The 13,622-nt window shown below is 57.8% G+C and carries 12 protein-coding genes; 7 read left to right on the top strand and 5 right to left on the bottom strand.

What is annotated here, in order from left to right; translation table 11 throughout:
- Entirely contained in the window at positions 1–1,749 is a 1,749-nt protein-coding gene (locus RVM24_RS02920; RefSeq protein WP_106695382.1) for an autotransporter assembly complex protein TamA, read from the top strand.
- A complete protein-coding gene (locus RVM24_RS02925) occupies positions 1,746–5,525 on the top strand; it encodes a translocation/assembly module TamB domain-containing protein (protein WP_431474931.1) in 3,780 nt (1,259 codons plus the stop codon). The genes RVM24_RS02920 and RVM24_RS02925 overlap by 4 nt, the downstream gene beginning before the upstream one ends.
- 10 nt (positions 5,526–5,535) lie before the next feature.
- Here the strand turns inward: RVM24_RS02925 and RVM24_RS02930 are convergent, their stop codons facing one another.
- From RVM24_RS02930 to RVM24_RS02940, 3 genes are read right to left on the bottom strand one after another with little or no spacing between them, the layout of a single operon-like run.
- A complete protein-coding gene (locus RVM24_RS02930; RefSeq protein WP_431474932.1) occupies positions 5,536–6,222 on the bottom strand; it encodes an SIMPL domain-containing protein in 687 nt (228 codons plus the stop codon).
- Positions 6,223–6,224: 2 nt separating this feature from the next.
- Positions 6,225–6,968 carry a gamma-glutamyl-gamma-aminobutyrate hydrolase family protein gene (locus tag RVM24_RS02935; protein WP_431474933.1) on the bottom strand — a complete coding sequence of 248 codons (744 nt, stop codon included), beginning with the start codon at positions 6,966–6,968 and terminating at the stop codon, positions 6,225–6,227.
- Entirely contained in the window at positions 6,961–7,962 is a 1,002-nt protein-coding gene (locus RVM24_RS02940) for an amidoligase family protein (RefSeq protein WP_431474934.1), read from the bottom strand. The genes RVM24_RS02935 and RVM24_RS02940 overlap by 8 nt, the downstream gene beginning before the upstream one ends.
- A gap of 166 nt (positions 7,963–8,128) precedes the next feature.
- Here RVM24_RS02940 and lexA point away from each other — a divergent pair, with 166 nt between their 5' ends.
- Positions 8,129–8,737 (top strand): transcriptional repressor LexA, encoded by a 609-nt coding sequence (gene lexA, locus RVM24_RS02945; RefSeq protein WP_058090186.1) that lies wholly within the window; start codon positions 8,129–8,131, stop codon positions 8,735–8,737.
- A 40-nt stretch (positions 8,738–8,777) separates the two neighbouring features.
- Positions 8,778–9,269: a cell division inhibitor SulA gene (locus tag RVM24_RS02950; protein ID WP_138436616.1), complete on the top strand. Its 492-nt coding sequence runs from the start codon at positions 8,778–8,780 to the stop codon at positions 9,267–9,269.
- A gap of 6 nt (positions 9,270–9,275) precedes the next feature.
- On the opposite strand, the gene RVM24_RS02955 is transcribed toward RVM24_RS02950, so the two are convergent.
- Positions 9,276–9,536 (bottom strand): hypothetical protein, encoded by a 261-nt coding sequence (locus RVM24_RS02955; protein ID WP_072677681.1) that lies wholly within the window; start codon positions 9,534–9,536, stop codon positions 9,276–9,278.
- Positions 9,537–9,597: 61 nt separating this feature from the next.
- Entirely contained in the window at positions 9,598–10,080 is a 483-nt protein-coding gene (locus RVM24_RS02960) for a DUF6586 family protein (RefSeq protein WP_286922437.1), read from the bottom strand.
- Positions 10,081–10,302: 222 nt separating this feature from the next.
- On the opposite strand from RVM24_RS02960, the gene RVM24_RS02965 reads away from it, so the two are divergent.
- The 3 genes from RVM24_RS02965 (at position 10,303) to RVM24_RS02975 (ending at position 13,600) form a co-directional block, all read left to right on the top strand.
- The gene (locus tag RVM24_RS02965; protein WP_061331800.1) at positions 10,303–11,661 is read left to right on the top strand and encodes a DUF1329 domain-containing protein; all 1,359 of its coding nucleotides are present in this window, start codon (positions 10,303–10,305) and stop codon (positions 11,659–11,661) included.
- A 90-nt stretch (positions 11,662–11,751) separates the two neighbouring features.
- Positions 11,752–12,081 carry a hypothetical protein gene (locus tag RVM24_RS02970; protein WP_061331918.1) on the top strand — a complete coding sequence of 110 codons (330 nt, stop codon included), beginning with the start codon at positions 11,752–11,754 and terminating at the stop codon, positions 12,079–12,081.
- Between the two features lie 70 nt (positions 12,082–12,151).
- On the top strand, positions 12,152–13,600 hold the full coding sequence (locus tag RVM24_RS02975) for a sigma-54 dependent transcriptional regulator (protein WP_061331801.1): 1,449 nt from the start codon (positions 12,152–12,154) through the stop codon (positions 13,598–13,600).
- Positions 13,601–13,622 lie beyond the last annotated feature (22 nt).

Below are 13,622 nucleotides of genomic sequence, written 5' to 3' on the forward strand. Positions count from 1 at the left end.
ATGCTGTTACCCCGACATCACATACAGAGAATCCTGAAGCTGACCGGGCTTGCGGTGCTGTTGAGCGCGTCTGCCAGCCATGCCAGTCAGGTCAGGGTTGAGGTTGAGGGCGATCACAGTGACTTGAGAGACAATGCCCGGATTTTTGTGGGTGAGGTAGAAGGCCGCTCAGCCGATGGCCTGCGCCGTTACGCCTCCACGGCGATAGCCCAGGTTGAACAGGCCATTCGGGCCCTGGGGTACTACAATCCGGTGATCACATTCGAAGTCACTGAAAATGCGGATGGGCTGGCCGAGCTGGTGTTGACGGTTGTGCCGGGGGAGCCCGTCCGCATTCGTTCCAGGTCAGTGCTGATCGAGGGGCCAGGCAGTGAAGATCCGGCACTGGTTGATCAGATTCCGAAAGAGCCGGCGGAAGGAGATGTGCTTCATCATGGCCGCTACAACACGCTGCGGCAGGCCATACAGAATCGGGCGCGACGTCTGGGTTACTTTGACGGTGAGTTTGTGACCCGCCGACTGGAAGTAGATCCGTCCGAGAATCACGCAGATATTACCTTGCACTACCGTACCGGAGAGCGGTATCGCCTGGGCGCGGTTACCTTCCTGGAAGGCCACGGTTTTGACGAAGGTTTACTGAACCAGTTTGTGACCTTTGAACCCGGCATTCCTTTCCACGCCGATGAAGTGGCGAAGCTCAACGGCGATCTGTCCAACAGTGGTTACTTTTCCGGTGTGGATATTGATGCTTCACCGAACCGGGCAGAGGATGGAGTGATACCGGTGGATATTGGCCTTACCCCCAGGCCGCCCCGGTCGGTAGGCGCCGGTGTTGGCTTCTCAACAGACGTTGGGCCACGCTTTCGGGGCAACTGGCGTGAGCACTACATTAATCCAATGGGGCATCGCCGTGGCGCAGACACGGAGCTTTCGGAGCTGCGTCAGAATGTCAGCGGCTGGTACGAACTTCCACTGGATCCCCCAATGTCGGACTCCCTACGGTTGGGCGCGGGTTACCAGCGGGAGCATATCGAAGACGTGGAATCGGAACGGCTGACGCTGGGGCAACAGTGGCGGCATCGGCTGGATACCGGCTGGATGCAGGTGTTGTCCATTCGATGGGAAGGCGAGCGCTTCAAAATTGGCGAAGATGAGCGGGGCAACTCCAGCCTGTTGCTGCCGGGGCTCAGTTACTCCAAACTCCAGGCCAACTCGCCCCTGGACCCGTCCCGGGGCTACCGATTGCAGTTTGATGTGACCGGTGCCCACCGTGCAATCATTTCCGACGCGGACATCCTGCACGTGAATGTGCTGGCCAGGGGGCTGTATACCCTGGCTGATAATCACCGGTTCCTGACCCGTTTCAACTTCGGTGGGGTGGCGACCAACAGTTTTTCCGATGTGCCGCCCTCATTGCGCTTCTTTGCCGGTGGTGATCAGAGCGTCCGGGGCTATGGTTATGAAACCCTGTCGCCCCGTGATGACAACGGTGTAGCCGTCGGTGGCCGTTTTCAGCTGGTCGGTGGTGTCGAATATCAGTACGAGTTTGTCCGGAACTGGCGGGTGGCGGCGTTCGTCGACAAGGGCAACGCGGTGAATGATGTGTTTGACCGGCTGGCGACAGGTGCCGGCCTGGGGATTCGCTGGGTGAGCCCGGTAGGGCCGCTGCGTCTGGATTTGGCGAAAGGCCTGGACGAAGAGTTTGGCGGCGGCTGGCGTATTCACTTTTCCATGGGGCCAGAGCTGTGACCGATCATCCACCGGTGCCACCAGAGCAGGCTGAAGGTCAGCCGAAGAAACACAAAAAGCCGCTGCGCCGGCGCTGGTGGTTCTGGCTGTTGCTGGTCGTCACATTGTTGCTGTTTTTGCCCCTGGTGCTCGTTGGGCTGATTTTGCTGGCCCTGCATACCGAAAAGGGAACGGCCTGGACCATTGATCAGATTCCCGGGTTGCAAACCGAGGCCGACCGAGGCTCCCTGCTTGGCCAGTGGCAGGCCGACCGCCTTGAATGGCACGGCTATGGTGTGGGCGTGGTGGTTGAGGCTCCGGAAGTAGACTGGTCTCCGACTTGCCTGTTCGAAAAAACCATCTGCCTGGACACGCTCAAGGCCGATCGGATTGCAGTGACCCTGCAGCCCTCTGAATCTGATGATGAAAGTTCCGGTGATATCAGCCTTCCCAGGATTAACCTGCCGCTGGCAGTGGTGATCGGGGATGTTGCCCTGGGGCCGCTGACTGTCAATGACGGAGCCATCTGGGACCGGTTTGAGCTGCAATCCCGGGCCTCCGGTGCCAGCCTGGAGCTTGAACACGTGCTGTATCAGCTGGACGAGATACGGGTATCGGCGAGTGGTCGCGCTGACATGCGGCGGGATTGGCCCCTGGATATTGATGTTGACGTATCCTTGCCGCCGCCATCGGGAGATGACTGGCAGATCACCGTTAACCTGGGTGGCAGCGTCAGGGACTTGCGGTTGCGAGGTGCCAGTAGTGGTTATCTTAATGCGAATATACAGGGGCAGGTTCAGCCGCTGGAAAGCCGTTTGCCAGCGTCCATCAGACTCGAATCCGAGCGTTTTCTTGCCCATCATGATCTTCCGGAAACACTGACGCTGAAGAACTGGCGATTAACCCTTGACGGTTCCCTGGCCAACGGTTTCAGGACCCGCACCCAGGCGCTACTGCCGGGTACCGAGGGTGATATCCAGACTTCTATCCAGGGATTGGTCACCACAGAGAAGGTGACAGATCTGGTACTGTCCATGGCCGGCCCGGAACGGGAGGGCGGTGAGCCACCCGGAACCCTGGAGGTGCAGGGCGAAGCCTCCTGGGCCGATGGTCTGGCCGCTGACGTGGGGCTGGCCCTGGACCGCTTCCCCTGGTACAGCCTGGTGCCGGAGCTGGACGAGCCTCCGGTTTCGCTGAACCGTCTGGAAGGTCGGGCAAGTTACCAGGAAGACCGCTACCAGGCGGATCTTGACGCCCGGGTTGCCGGTCCCCTTGGGGACGCCGAGCTGAAGGCCCGCCTTGATGGCGATACGCAGGCTGTCCGTATCACCCAGCTCGACATGACGACCGGAGCGGGTTCCCTGTCTGGTGAAGCCGAGCTCGATTTTTCTTCCCAGCTGGCTTGGCAGGCTGCCCTGGTTCTGGATCAGTTCAATCCGGGCTATTGGGTGCCTATGCTGGAGTCCCGGTTGGACGGCAACGTAACCAGTGAAGGCCGGCTTCAGGGCGATGCATTGCCCCGAATGACGGCGGGCTGGAATCTGCAGGGACGATGGCAGGGGAACAATGCTCGCGCCCGGGGCCAGTTGGTCAGTGACGGTCGCGAATGGCAAGTGGATGATCTTGTGCTTGTCGTGGGTGAGAACCGTGTTGAAGGGCAGGGTCGTTACGGCAGCCAACTGACAGGTAACTTGTCCATCCTGTTGCCTGAACCGGCGATGTTTGCCGAAGGTCTGGCTGGTGAACTGAAAGCCAGCCTGCAGTTTGCTGGCACCGTGGATGATCCCACCGCCGAGCTTGTCATGGCTGGCCGCGGATTGAGCTGGCAGGATCTGTTGCAGATTGAGGCCGTGGATCTTGATGCCAGTCTGGCCACAGGCGGTGTGCTGGATGCAGCACTGGAGATTAATGAGATTCGTGCTGCCGACCAACAGCTGGAGAACGTGTCCCTGCGCCTTGAAGGTACCCGGGATGAGCATCAGCTAACAGTCAATGCCAGCCACAGTGAGGCGACCCTGCTTGCCGTATTCGCCGGCGCCCTGGGTGAGAGCCTGGATGCCTGGCAGGGTGCACTGAACCGTGGTGAAATCGACATACCCGGACCGGGCCAGACGTGGCAACTGGAGTCTCCCGCTGACCTTGCCTACACCGAAGAAGGCAACCTGAGCCTCGGCGCTCACTGCTGGCGCTGGCAGGAAAGTTCGGTGTGCGCTGACGATCAGCAGCTATTGCCGGATGCCCACATCGCCTTCCAGATTCGCCAGTTTCCGACAACGGCCCTTGAGCCACTGTTGCCTGATACTTTCCGATGGAGTGCGCACCTGGATGCCGACGTGGATCTGTCGCTGACCGACGCAGGGCCGGATGGCAGAGTCACACTGGATGCCGGTGAGGGAACCTTCGAATTCCTGGTGCTGGATGACTGGGAAACCCTGAGTCATGAGCGCCTGACCGTTGATGCCCGTCTTCAGCCCAGCATAGCTGAGCTTTCAGTTGCCCTGCGGGGGCCAGAGCTGGGCGATTTTACTGCCGAGCTGGCGGTTGATCCAATGGCCGAAGAGCGGCCGGTACAGGGCCGTTTCAGCTTGAACTCACTGGATCTGGCTTTTGCTTCCGCCTTTGCCGGGGTGGAAGAGATTGGTGGTCAGGTTAACGGCCAAGGCGAGATTACCGGCCCATTGTTACGCCCCATGATTCATGGCGAGCTGGCTCTTACGAATGGTCGTTTTTACGATCCGGGCCTGCCACTCCCACTGAATGATGTGGTTCTGGTGCTCGAGTTTCTCGGGGATTCCGCTGATATCAGCGGGCGCTGGAACAGTAACGACCGCAGTAGCGGGCAACTTTCGGGGATGATCAATTGGAAGCAGGAGCCAGAGATTGAGCTGTCGATTGTTGGCGACAGGCTGCCGGTGAATTTCGAACCCTATGCCCGGGTTGAAGTTGGGCCAGACCTCGCCATTGCTTTCCGCAGTGGTGAACTCTCGGTGTCGGGGCGTGTGGAAGTACCCCGTGGTGAGATCGAGATCAAGGGGCTTCCGGAGTCAGCGGTTTCTATCTCCGAAGATGAGGTGATTGTCGGAGTTGAAACCGAGGAACCGACCATCCGGCGTATGGTGATGGACGTGACTGTGGTGGTCGGCGAAGACCGGGTAGCGTTTGATGCTTTCGGTGTGACCGGGAATCTCGAGGGGACCCTGCGGATTGGCAACGACATGGATACCCGGGGTGCGCTACAACTGGTGAATGGCCAATACCAGGCATTTGGGCAGGATCTGGAACTGCGGCGAGCGCGAATCCTGTTTGTTGGTGCTCTGACAGAACCCTACCTGGACATCGAGGCAGTGCGCAGGGTAGACACTGTTGTTGCCGGTATCAGGCTTAGCGGCCCCGTGAACGCCCCTGAAACCGAGGTATTCTCAGAACCCTCCATGCCCCAAAGCGATGCGCTGTCCTACATCATTCTGGGCCGCCCGCCTCAAAGCCGCGGTGACGACGGTCAGATGGCGCAAGCTGCTCTGTCGCTGGGGCTGACCCAGGCAAGCCGCCTGACCCAGGGCATTGGAGACGAGTTGGGCATTCGCAATCTCACCCTGGAAACTGAAGGTTCCGGGGATGAGGCTTCGGTGGTGGCCAGCGGATACATAACCGATGAATTGAGCCTGAGGTACGGCGTCGGGATATTCGAACCGATCACCACGGTCGCACTGCGTTATGATCTGGGCCGGTATTTCTATCTGGAGGCGGCCAGTGGTCTGGCCGCCTCACTGGATATCTTCTACACTCGGGATTTCTGATCGACGGTTGTTAATCCAGGTTAAAGGTGGCGTTGACGCTGGCCTGGATTTCCCGGGGGGCGATACTGGAAACGGTATCGCTGGCGGATTTTGCTTCTGCCATCATCATGGGCATCGGGCGGTGCCCGCCATTGATGTTGATGGTTTTCACCTCACCACAGGTTTTGCCCAATTGCTTCGCCACAAAGGCACACCGGCTGCGAGCATCCTCGATGGCCCTGGCCAGAGCCTGGCGTTGCAGACGCTCTTCGTCGGAATGGAAAAACTGGTGTTCGCTGAGATGGTATTGCAGGCCGACCTTGTGGGCCTGTTCCAGCAGGGGGTTCAGGAGTTCAAGATTGTCGATGGAAAAGCTGACCGTCTGGCTTGCCACCGCCATTCGCTCCGGTTGTTGCCCACGCTCCTGAACCGGTAGCGACCGGGTATACAGGTTAACGTTGGCGTCTGAGTAGTCCACCAGTTGGTCGCGCATGCCCTGTATGGCCTTGCGCCATTGCTCCATGGTCTCGGAAAGGCGATCGGAAGCCCGTTCTGGCAGGTTGTGCTCGGCACTGGCGGTAAATTGCAAACGGGCGCTGTCCGGAGTGTAGCGAATGCTGCCCTCGCCACTCAGGCTCACTTCGCCAGCGGAAACGGCCAGTGGCGCGAATGAAGCCACGAACACCGTTGCGGCCAGAGCTTTGGTGTATTTTTTCATGATCAGTCTCCTTGTTGGCCAAAGGCCATATCTTGGCTTTGCAGCCGCTGCAGTTTCCGAGCCCGGGCGGCGTGCACAAAGTGGCTGAAAATCCGCCGGTGGCCGGTGTGATACAGCAGGTATTCCGGATGCCACTGAACCCCCATCAACCATTGTTGCCCGGTGTTTTCGATGGCCTGCACAAACAGGTCGTTGTCCAGTGCCGTAACCCTGAGATTCCGCCCCAGGTGTTTAATCGCCTGGCTGTGAATACGGTTCGCACCAATCAGGGTGCTGTGCATCAGCCGGCCTATCCGGCTGTCCTGGACCAGCTGGACTGTTTGAAGGGGGAGCAGCAAAGGGCGGTGACGGGTTTTCATTCGCAGCGGGGTCACGTTCTGGCACAGCGACCCGCCATGAAAGACATTGATGAACTGGGCGCCGCGGCATATACCCAGTACCGGAATGTCTATTTCCTCGGCTTGCTTGAGCAGCCTGAAGTCGGTTTCGTCCCGTTTCAGGTCGTATCTTGCGGTCACTTGTGGCTGTTGGCCATAGCGGTTGGGGTGCACGTGGGTGCCACCAGACAGCACCAGGCCATCGAGCAGGGAGACGTCCGTGCTGGATCCGGGGCGAATGTAGTGCGTGTGGGCACCGTGCAGCCGCAGGCCCAGATTGATCAGTCTGTGGGCGGTGCTGCGCCGGGCGGGGCCGCTGATGCCAATGGTGATCCCCGGCGATTCTGGTGCTTCCTGGGTCTCAGACATAACCGCGCTGTTCAAGCCATTGTTCCGTGGTGTCACGCCATGAGCGGGTGAGGTTGCGAAAACTGAATGTCTGGGCTTCGCGGAACAGTTCCCTGAGTTCTTTCAGGTGCTCTGGATGGTTTGCGATCTGCTCCAGTACCACCCAGTCGTTCCAGACCGTGGAGAAATGCCATCGGGGGTTGTCGATATCGCAATCGGGTAACCGGTAGTGCAGCGTCGGCCGGCTCTTGATTCTCGGGTCGTCTACATAGTCGTGCAACAGCTCTGAATCCATGTGTGCAAACAGTGGCAGAAGATCCAGGGCCTTGTTCCGCGTCGGGTTGAAGTTCAGATAGTCTTTCATCAGCGAGGCCTGGTCGGGAGCGTAATTTTCCGCCATCAGCATATCCGTGTAACGGCTGCTCCAGGGCTCGATGTAAGTGGTAAATTTTCGGCTTATGTCAATCTGATGCCGGGATTTGAGCCAGTCATAAAGTGCCGCGAAGGCCTGCAGGTAGGTGACAATGGTTGCGGGTTCCAGGTCCGGCAGTTCGGGATTGAGTTGCAGGCCGAAAGCAAAATAAATCGCTTCCCTGCTGCCTTCCGCGCCAAGGTCGCGAAGCTGGTCTACCAGTTCCTCTATCAGGTCCAGTCTGGAAAAGGGCAGAGGCGGCCCGACAATCTCAAGAGGCACAATGCGCTCTGCAGCAAAATCGATGACATCCATGGCGTGGGTGCCCAGCTCGCGGATTGACTCGGGCAGGCGTTCGTCCGCCAGGTCAAGATCCTTCACGGGGTCAGAGTCCAGCTCAATGGTGAAGGTTCCGGCGTCAGTCTCCAGGCTGGTGACATAACGCGACTCCAGCTCCGGGGTGCCCTTGAGCAGGCGGGCGACATGTTCGACCAGTTCATCGTAGCCCAGTCCGGAGAGTTCAATCTCCACGCCAACTCTACGCTCTTCTCCTTGATGATTACGAAGCCGCTCCGGCATCGCACAACGCTCTGTCGAATTCATTGGCACCTTGCATCCATATAATTCACGGACTTAAACCATAACACACCGATATGCTGCGGCCCGATTACATGGCAGAAAATTTCAATCGGGCTTTACACTGGATAAAACACTGTATATAGTCAAATCACTGTATATAAAACCAGGATGAAAAACCCGGAGTACATGCATGAAGCTGACCGCGCGACAGTCCCAGGTGCTGGATATCATCCGGCGTTACGTAGACGAAACCGGTTACCCGCCAACGCGGGCAGAAATCGCTGCCGAACTGGGGTTCCGCTCCGCCAATGCGGCAGAGGAGCACTTGCGGGCCCTGGCCAGGAAAGGCGCCATCGAAATGGTGCCCGGTGCCAGCCGGGGGATTCGACTGCCGGAAGTGGAGCAGGACCCGGGGTTACCGGTTGTCGGCCAGGTTGCGGCGGGCAGCCCGATTCTCGCCCAGGAACACATTGAAGAGCACTGCACTTTGCAGCCGGAATTTTTCTCGCCATCCGCCGATTACCTGCTCCGGGTGCGCGGCATGAGCATGAAAGACATTGGCATTCTCGACGGTGATCTGCTCGCAGTGCATCGCACTCAGGATGTCCATAACGGGCAGGTGGTTGTTGCCAGGGTTGGTGAAGAAGTGACGGTAAAGCGGTTTCGCAGGGACGGCTCAAAGGTCTGGTTGATTGCGGAAAACGAAGAGTTTGCCCCGATTGAAATTGATCTGGCTGAACAGGAGTTGTTTATCGAAGGTCTGGGTGTGGGCGTGATCCGCCGATCAGATTTGCATTGATAACCAGCAATAAGAAACGATTAGCGCAGGTAGGTGAGCAATGGAACAGTTAAGCTTCACTCAGAACATGGCGTTCCAGCCGGCGGCCATCATGCCCGCCCGCACGGTGTCTACAGGAAAAGCACGGTCCACAGCCCTTCACTCATCGTCAGACGTCGGTCGGGGAACCAGGGATTTTGGCGGTAACGTGACGGAAATTATTCTTCCTGAAGGCCAGGTAGAGAACGTCCAGTTGCTGCTCCCTATGCTCACCCAGCTGAACCAGGAGAAGCGCTGGCTGGCACTGATTGACCCGCCACAGTCCTTGGTTGGCAAGTGGCAGAAAATGCACGGTATTGTGGCCAGTGAATTGCTGGTATTGCGCTCAACCAACGATTACTCAGCACAGCAGCTGGCTGAGCGTGCTTTGAGTGCCGGTACCTGTCATGCGGTGGTGCTCTGGACTAACAAGCTCGGGCGTTCAGCCTTTGAGTCCCTTCAAAAGGCTTCGGCGCAAGGTAGCAGCCACGGCGTGGTGCTGCGTCATCGGTAAAGGAGTTCAGTGGAGGGTGTATTGGGGCTGGGGTTCGGCCAGATCATTGTCGTCATCGTCCCAGTCAATATCGTGTGCGATATTGCCGGCGGCCTCAATCCCTGCCGCAATCATCGCCTTGGCTACGCTCATGTCGCGGTCTTCCATCATTTCCCTGGCCTCCTGCGAGAAGGAAATGCGCACCAACGGCGCTGCGTCGTCATCAATGCGGCGCAAGGCGTAGTCGCCATTGGCAAGTTGTACGATTTCAAAAAACGATGGTGACATTCGTTCAACCTTTGTCTTGGTGTATTCGATTCGGTGTGGGAATTTAACCAACAGGGTGGGGCTACCACTCGCTGTGTTGTTCCTCAAGCCGTTTGGCCAGTTCAGTCATGGCCGTCAGGGTCTTTCTAAGTGTGGCGGCGGACCGGTTCGGGCCCTGTTCGACTGAAACCGCGATGATATTCTCTTCGGTAACATTCTTGCGTGTGGTCGGAGGCTGGCTCAAAGCCGATTCAACCTGATCAAGATGGTTCCACCAGCTTCCCGATGTCTCTGCCAGTTCTCTCAAAAGCCGGGTCTCGTGTACCTCGTAAGGAAACAGTGTTTCCAGTTCTGCCAGTGTCTGCGGTTTTTCGGCTTTGTGCTGATGGTATCGCGCAATCATCACCAGCAGCGTTCGCCTTGCCCGTAGCAGGAGCTCGGCGGAGCCCTGAGACAGCGCTTCCGTTTCCGCAGCGGAGCGCTTGGTGTCCGACTCAAGCCTGGCGAGTAAGGTGTTGGCCAGAAAAAGCTTTTGGGCTACCAGTGAGTACCATTGTGATGCCATCTACCACCCGCACTACGTGAGCGTTCAAGAGTCCAATCAGAACAACCGCCAGAGTCTATCATTTTTGCGCGCAAATTTCTCCTCCCCTGGGCTCCCCGTAGTAGCTGCATTTCACAAGAAACTACAAACAATCACTTGAAACGGTCGTTTGAAACTGGCAAAAAGGCGCACAGATTGAACAAGCTTTGATCGTCTTGTGGTCCATTATTGGAGGTAATAAGGATGCGGAACCGGATAATTGCTGCTATTGCAGCGGCGGTATTGGGGTGTTCAGGTCCGGCCTTGGCAAAGGTGTCGCCGGCAGAGGCCGAGCGTTTGAAGAATGATCTCACGCCGGTGGGTGCAGAGCGGGCGGGTAACGAGTCTGGCACCATTCCGGCTTGGACTGGCGGGTTGGCTTCACCCCCGGCCAATTGGCGCGAAGGCACCGTAGAGATTAACCCGTTCCCGGAAGACGAAGCGCTGTACGTTATTACCCGTGACAATCTGGACCAGTACCGGGACATACTGTCGGACGGCCACATTCAGATGCTGGAGCAATACGGCCCGGAATTTTTCATGCCGGTGTACCAGGCCCGCCGAACAGCAGCGTTCCCCGAGCATGTCTACGAGAAGTTTTACCAGAACGCACTGACAGCTGAACTTCTGGATAACGGTAACGGTGTTCGAGACACCATCATGACCAGTCCGTTCCCCATTCCACAGAACGGCCTGGAAGCGATCTGGAACCATATTCTCCGGTACCGGGGTGAGGAACTGTCGTTCCGCAGTGCATCGGCTACGCCGCAGCGGGACGGCTCGTTCAACCCGGTCGTTAACCAGTACGACTATTTCTTCGCCTACAGTCGCCCCGGTGCTGAGCTGGAAGACATTGATAACAAGATTTTCTACCTGAAAACCGAAACCGTCGCGCCGTCCAGCCTGGCTGGCACTATTACCCTGGTTCATGAAACCCTTGACCAGGTTCGCTCACCGCGACTGGCATGGCGTTACGATTCCGGTTCCCGCCGTTTGCGCCGGTCCCCGAATCTGGCCTATGAGACGGATCTGCCGAACTCATCGTCACTGCGTTCAGTCGACCAGAAGGACATGTACAACGGTGCCCCTAACCAGTACGACTGGGAACTCAAGGGCAAGCGTGAACTGATCGTTCCCTACAACGCCTACAAACTGCACGATGAAAGTGTTCGTCCAAATGACGTGATCCGGCCGAACCACATCAATCAGGACCTGACCCGATACGAGCTTCACCGGGTGTGGGTAGTCGAGGCGAAGCGACGCACCGGCATCAGCCATATCTATGATCGCCGCGTTTACTACATTGATGAGGACAGCTGGCAGATTCTGGCCACGGAAGAATATAACGAGGCTGGCGAACTCTGGCGTGTATCCGAAGCCCACAACATTGTCTATTACAGTGTGCCGGTCTTCTGGACCACCATGGAAATGACGTATGATCTGAAAGCACAGCGTTACTACATCGATGGCCTGGATAACGGCTACCCGGCCTATAATTTTGAGCCTGGGTATCGGGGCAACGAATTTACCGCTGCCGCCGCCCGCAGGGCCGCGCGCCGGTAAACCTTCCCCGGGTGCTGCCTGCTTATGGGCAGCACCCGCCTCAACCGACTGCCAGGCTCCGACATCCTGTTGAAATGTGGAGTACATCCCATGGCAGACCCCCAGGCTCTTCTTGAAAGTCTTGATCAACTCCGGTCCGAGCTGGACCAGGCCCTCGCTGCCCAGGACTGGGAGCAACTTGCGGAACTGAATGCCCGCGTTAAACCCGCAATTGAACCGTTAATGGTGGAGCTGGAACAGGGGCGCATCGATCCGGCCCTGATCAGGGACCGCCTGGACGCTTTGAATCAGTTCGTGGAAGCGGCAAACCAGGCTGCGGTCAAGGCCCGGGATGAAGCCCGGGAATCGCTCAAGGGCGTCAATGAAAACCGTACGGCGGCCCGTGCTTATCAGAACGTTTCAACAAACCGCCAAAGATAGCGTCATAAAATTGACTCCTGAGCTTATACAGTCTTAAATACCGCACAAATTCCCAAAGAGATTCTCGTGAATGTCCAAAAATAACAAAGTGCTGGTGCTGAGTGAGGATGACTCCAGGCGCAGGGACCTGATCACCATTCTCGAATTTGTCGGCGAAGAGCAGGTGCTGGCCGGTGACGAAGCATTGGCGCTTTTGGAGAGTGACGACGAGCAGACCAAAGAAAGTATCGGCGTAGCCGTGATCAACGGCGAAGAAGCCGCCAGCACCGCGCATGTTCAGAGGGTGTGCAAACTGGCCCAGGGGCTACCGATTCTTCTGGTGGGTGACCCGGATCTCAAGGGCGTGTCAGAAGACGATGCGAACCGCATTATCGCCAGGATGGAATGGCCCCTGAACTACACCAAGTTTGTGGATTCACTCTACCGGGCCCAGATCTACCACGACCAGTTCAGTCGCAGCAAGGAGCGGGGGCAGCAGCGGGGTGTTCAGTTGTTCCGCAGTCTGGTGGGCACCAGTCGCAAGGTTCAGCAGGTGCGCCAGTTGATGGAACAGGTGGCTGATAAAGACGTCAGCGTTCTGATCACCGGTGAATCCGGCACTGGCAAGGAAGTGGTCGCCCGTAACCTGCATTATCATTCCTCCCGCCGGGATAAGCCTTTTGTGCCGGTCAACTGCGGCGCCATTCCCGCAGAGTTGCTGGAGAGCGAGCTGTTCGGGCATGAGAAAGGAGCCTTTACCGGCGCCATTACCGCCCGGGTAGGGCGTTTTGAGTTGGCCGAAGGAGGCACCCTGTTCCTGGACGAAATCGGGGATATGCCGCTGAACATGCAGGTTAAGATTCTGCGGGTGTTGCAGGAGCGTACCTTTGAGCGTGTGGGCAGTAACCGTACCCAGTCTGCTGATGTGCGGGTGATTGCCGCCACTCACAAGCATCTCGAAGACATGATTGAATCCGGCGATTTCCGGGAAGACCTCTATTACCGTCTCAATGTATTTCCCATTGAAATGCCGGCGCTGCGAGAGCGGGTTGAAGACATACCGTTGCTGATCAATGAGCTGATCTCCCGGATGGAGAAAGAGAAGCGCGGCTCACTGCGGATGAACTCCGCTGCCATCATGAGCTTGTGTCGCCATGACTGGCCGGGTAACGTGCGGGAGCTGGCGAACCTGGTGGAGCGTTTGGCGATCATGCATCCCTACGGCGTGATTGGTGTGCAGGAGCTGCCCAAGAAGTTCCGCTACGTGGACGACTATGACGAGAATCGTCCGGTAGAGGACACCGGCATGCCATCGGCCATTCCCGGCCTGGTAGGACTGGATGCGCCGGCCCTGTTGCCGGTGAACGGTATCGATCTCAAGGATTACCTCTCCAATCTGGAGAAGCAGCTTATTCAGCAGGCGCTTGATGAAGCTGCCGGCGTAGTGGCGCGGGCGGCCGAGAAACTCAGAATCCGCCGTACCACCCTGGTGGAAAAAGTCCGAAAATACGGCCTTCGGGAAGAGTCAGACGAAGGTTGATCGCTCCCCCTGAGCGGCGTCA

This window comes from Marinobacter sp. KM021, from assembly GCF_050707965.1.
Lineage (GTDB): Bacteria > Pseudomonadota > Gammaproteobacteria > Pseudomonadales > Oleiphilaceae > Marinobacter > Marinobacter shengliensis.

What these genes read in the sequence shown, in the direction of transcription:
- RVM24_RS02920 (WP_106695382.1), top strand. Translation starts at nt 1, where the DNA reads ATGCTGTTACCCCGACATCACATACAGAGAATCCTGAAGCTGACCGGG.
- RVM24_RS02930 (WP_431474932.1), bottom strand. Translation starts at nt 6,222, where the DNA reads ATGAAAAAATACACCAAAGCTCTGGCCGCAACGGTGTTCGTGGCTTCA.
- RVM24_RS02935 (WP_431474933.1), bottom strand. Translation starts at nt 6,968, where the DNA reads ATGTCTGAGACCCAGGAAGCACCAGAATCGCCGGGGATCACCATTGGC.
- RVM24_RS02940 (WP_431474934.1), bottom strand. Translation starts at nt 7,962, where the DNA reads ATGAATTCGACAGAGCGTTGTGCGATGCCGGAGCGGCTTCGTAATCAT.
- lexA (WP_058090186.1), top strand. Translation starts at nt 8,129, where the DNA reads ATGAAGCTGACCGCGCGACAGTCCCAGGTGCTGGATATCATCCGGCGT.
- RVM24_RS02950 (WP_138436616.1), top strand. Translation starts at nt 8,778, where the DNA reads ATGGAACAGTTAAGCTTCACTCAGAACATGGCGTTCCAGCCGGCGGCC.
- RVM24_RS02955 (WP_072677681.1), bottom strand. Translation starts at nt 9,536, where the DNA reads ATGTCACCATCGTTTTTTGAAATCGTACAACTTGCCAATGGCGACTAC.
- RVM24_RS02960 (WP_286922437.1), bottom strand. Translation starts at nt 10,080, where the DNA reads ATGGCATCACAATGGTACTCACTGGTAGCCCAAAAGCTTTTTCTGGCC.
- RVM24_RS02965 (WP_061331800.1), top strand. Translation starts at nt 10,303, where the DNA reads ATGCGGAACCGGATAATTGCTGCTATTGCAGCGGCGGTATTGGGGTGT.
- RVM24_RS02970 (WP_061331918.1), top strand. Translation starts at nt 11,752, where the DNA reads ATGGCAGACCCCCAGGCTCTTCTTGAAAGTCTTGATCAACTCCGGTCC.
- RVM24_RS02975 (WP_061331801.1), top strand. Translation starts at nt 12,152, where the DNA reads ATGTCCAAAAATAACAAAGTGCTGGTGCTGAGTGAGGATGACTCCAGG.